Genomic DNA, 3,450 nt, shown 5'->3' with positions numbered 1-3,450 from the left:
GGTCGTCGTGGGCCGGGCGCGCGGCTGCCCGCGCCCCCTCGCGGGGGCGGGTCCCGGGCCCGTCGATTTCGTCCTCGCGCGCCCGGTCGACAGGATGGGGGCATGAACGACATCCGTACCCCCCGCCTGCTCCTGCGCCGCTGGCAGGACGACGACCTCGTACCGCTCTCCGAGATCCAGGCCGATCCGACCGTGATGCAGTGGATCGGCGACGGGCGTCCGCGTTCCTTGGAGGAGACCGCCGAGGACATCGAGGCGTGGGAGGAGGAGTGGGACGAGGAGGGGTTCGGGATCTTCGCCGTCGAACTGCTCGGCTCCGGGGAGCTCGCCGGAGCGGTCGGCCTGTACGTCGCCGGTTCACCGCCCGAGCTCGCCGACCGGATCGCGATCGGCTGGCGGCTCGGGCGTGTCCACTGGGGGCAGGGGTACGCCTCGGAGGCCGCCCACGCCGCGCTCGAGTTCGCCCTCCAGGACCGCGGCATCGACCGGGTGGTGGCCGCCGCCCGGCCGGGCGACACCGCCTCCGCGAACGTGCTGGACAAGCTCGGCCTGCGGGCGGAGGGCACCGCACAGGACCCGGTGCACGGGCACGAGCTGCGGCTGTACGCCATCGACCTCACGGAGTTCGAGGGCTGACCGCCGCCGGGCGGGAGGCCGGGCCCGGCCGGCGCGGGTCCGGCTCGCAGGTGGCGCAGAAGTGGCCTGCGAATGGCTGGAGTTCGACCTGGCCGGTCCGCTCCGGGGTACGTACGATGCGATCGCCCCCGGCCTTCACAGCTCCTTCACAGCGGCCGGGTCCCCGTGCGCGTGTGGTTGATTGATTGACATGCGCATGACTTTCCCCGCTCCATGTGCACCTTCCACGCACCAGGTCCGCGACGGCTCTCCGCGCACGCCGCGCAGTTCGTGCAGGCCGCACGCGCGAAAGCCGCACCCCCCATTCCGCGGCGGGACACGGTCCCCGCCGACGGAACACCGACACAACGGATGGGAACACCATGACTGGTGGGCTGCTTCTGAGCGGCGCGATCGCCGCTCTGTTCGCCACCGCACTGCCCGCGCACGACCCGTCCACGGGGATCGTCGACCCGCCCCCGGACAAGATCGTCATCAAGGTCGCCACGGTGAACGGCTCCGGCTGCCCGCAGGGCACCGCCGCCGTCGCCGTCTCCCCGGACAACACCGCCTTCACGGTGACGTACAGCGACTACCTCGCCCAGGTCGGAGGCAACTCCGACCCCACCGCGTTCCGCAGGAACTGCCAGCTCAACCTGATCGTCGCCGTGCCGGGGGGCTTCACGTACGCCATCGCCAGCGCGGACTACCGCGGCTTCGCCTCGCTCCAGTCGGGAGCCAGCAGCACCGAGAAGGCCTCGTACTACTTCCAGGGCTCGTCGAACACGGCCGCCATCACGCACTCCTTCAAGGGCCCCTTCAATGACAACTGGCAGGCCACGGACACGACGGAGTGGGCGCAGCTGGTCTGGGCACCCTGCGGTGTCCAGCGGAACTTCAACATCAACACCGAGCTCCGCGTCAACGCCGGCACCTCGGCTCCCAGCAGCACCAGTTTCATGACCATGGACTCGACGGACGGTGACATCAGCACCATCTACCAGCTGGCCTGGAAGGAGTGCCCCAGCTCCTGACGGGAGCGGGCTCCCCGGCCGGCTCCTCCGCACCGGGAGCCGGCCGGCGACGGCCGCGGGCCTCCTCAGCCGCCCGGACCGGCGCAGACGTCCTCGGGCGGCCGGAACGAGCGGGTGTCGTCCGACTCCTCGTCCACCTGGACCCGCACGGCCTCCAGCTGCTCCAGCAGCGACGCGAGGTGCTTCCGTGCGGGATCGCGGAAGAACTCCAGCACCGCCCGGTGGAAGGCGTCCCGCAGCTCGGGCGGCATCACGTCCGAGGCGTCGAAGCACAGCGTGCGGGCGGTCGAGTGGAGCAGGGCGTCGATCTCCTGCTCGACGGCGCTCGCGGGCTCCGTGGGCGGCAGCCCCGTGCCGTTCGGGAACAGCGGGCGCACCGCCGGGTCCGCCTCGGCCCGCCAGCGCTCCCGCCCGGCCGGACCCGACAGCCGTTCGACCAGCTCCTGCGCCGCCGGGTCGTCGCTGAAGACGGCGGCCATGTCACCGGAGACCTCGAACGCGTCCCGGTGCTCGGCCCGCCCGTCCAGGAACCGCGCCGAGGGCTCCACCCGGATGTCGTCGCCCGCGTACACGTACCGGATGAAGGCGCTCTGGTGCTCGTGCGTGCAGTCGAAGCCGGGGGAGTTCAGCAGCCCGCGGGGCCCGGCCGGCCCGGCCGTCCCCTCGTACGACGTGGTCAGGGACTGCTCGACGGATTTCTCGGAGCGGCCGGCGAGCAGCCGCGCCCAGGTGGTCCAGGCCCGTACGACGTCCGGATCGCGCCAGCTGAGCCGGCTGGTGGCCCACTCCTCGTAACGGGCGGGGCCCGCCTGGTGGAGCAGGATGTCCTCGATCCAGTCCGTGCCGGGCCAGCCCGAGGTGGCCTGCGAGGCGAGCCCCACGCACCAGGACGGATCGTCGCTCGACGTGCCCTCCTTGCTCCACACCAGACTCTTCAGGTCGACCTTCAGCGGCACCCAGTAGGTGCGGCGCCTGCCGTCCACCAGCAGGGTCGGCGCCCACGGGAGGAAGGCGCGTTCGGTGGTCCGCTCGGCTATCGGCCTGAGCCTGCCGCGGCGGGCGTACTCGGTGAGTTCGCCGATGCTGTTGAGGACCGCCACGTCCGGCGGGGTGTCCGCCTCCAGCTGCGAGACGAGGGTCTCGCGCAGCGAGCGGGTGCCCTCGTAGGCGTACGTCCGCCCGGTCCCGTCGTCGAGCCGCTGGAGCGCGGCTTCGAACGCCTCGCCCTCCGGGCCGGTCCACGGACCCAGGACGACGAGCGGGTCGGGCTCGTCCGACGCGCAGCCGGGCACCAGGACGAGCAGGCACGCGGCCAGCAGGACCCGCAGGGGGCGGGCCGTGCGAAAGGCCGCACGCCGGACAGCACGCCGGACCGCGCCCCGGACCGGGCGACGGCCCGTCGGCGGGGTCACGCGACGGCTCCCGGGCGGGCGACCACGAGGTACTCACGGCGGTACGCGTGCAGCGCGCCCCCGACGAGACCGGCACCGGCCAGTCCCACGGGCAGGACGAAGGGGGCGGCCCCGTCCAGGAACGGAAGCCGCCCGTCGGAGAGCGTCCCGTCGATGCGGGACTCCAGCACCCCGACGGCCCGCGGGTCGGGGCCGTCGAAGGGGCGCTCCTCGGCGATCGTCTCCGTCTCCGGCGAGGTCCGCTCGGCGAGCGCGTCGGCCAGCGGCGCGGACCGTGCCTGGGCGCGCTGCGCGAGCAGCGCGTCGGCCGTCAGGAGGGGCACGGCGAGCAGCGGCAGGGCGGCGACCGCCAGCGGAATGCTCAGCCGGATCCGGAAGCGGCGGCGCAG

The 3,450-nt window shown here is 73.3% G+C and carries 3 protein-coding genes and 1 pseudogene; 2 read left to right on the top strand and 2 right to left on the bottom strand.

Annotated features, from left to right (window positions below):
• The first annotated feature begins 102 nt into the window (after positions 1-102).
• Positions 103-636, top strand: a complete 534-nt coding sequence (locus HO151_RS00900) for a GNAT family N-acetyltransferase (protein WP_173894227.1) — start codon at positions 103-105, stop codon at positions 634-636.
• 362 nt (positions 637-998) lie between these two features.
• Positions 999-1,649, top strand: a complete 651-nt coding sequence (locus tag HO151_RS00895) for a DUF4360 domain-containing protein (protein ID WP_173894226.1) — start codon at positions 999-1,001, stop codon at positions 1,647-1,649.
• A 65-nt stretch (positions 1,650-1,714) separates the two neighbouring features.
• Here the strand turns inward: HO151_RS00895 and HO151_RS00890 are convergent, their stop codons facing one another.
• Positions 1,715-3,061, bottom strand: a complete 1,347-nt coding sequence (locus tag HO151_RS00890) for an alpha-glucoside ABC transporter substrate-binding protein (protein ID WP_368039375.1) — start codon at positions 3,059-3,061, stop codon at positions 1,715-1,717.
• Positions 3,058-3,450, bottom strand: a pseudogene (locus HO151_RS00885) (hypothetical protein); the annotation flags it as partial. The pseudogene HO151_RS00885 and the gene HO151_RS00890, both read right to left, overlap by 4 nt.

The organism is Streptomyces sp. 8P21H-1, from assembly GCF_013302945.1.
Note: the sequence above shows the minus strand (reverse complement) of the source record. Positions and strands in the feature narration are given on the sequence as shown.

Excerpts from the sequence above, each read along its gene's own strand:
- HO151_RS00900 (WP_173894227.1), top strand. The coding sequence starts at position 103 with ATGAACGACATCCGTACCCCCCGCCTGCTCCTGCGCCGCTGGCAGGAC.
- HO151_RS00895 (WP_173894226.1), top strand. The coding sequence starts at position 999 with ATGACTGGTGGGCTGCTTCTGAGCGGCGCGATCGCCGCTCTGTTCGCC.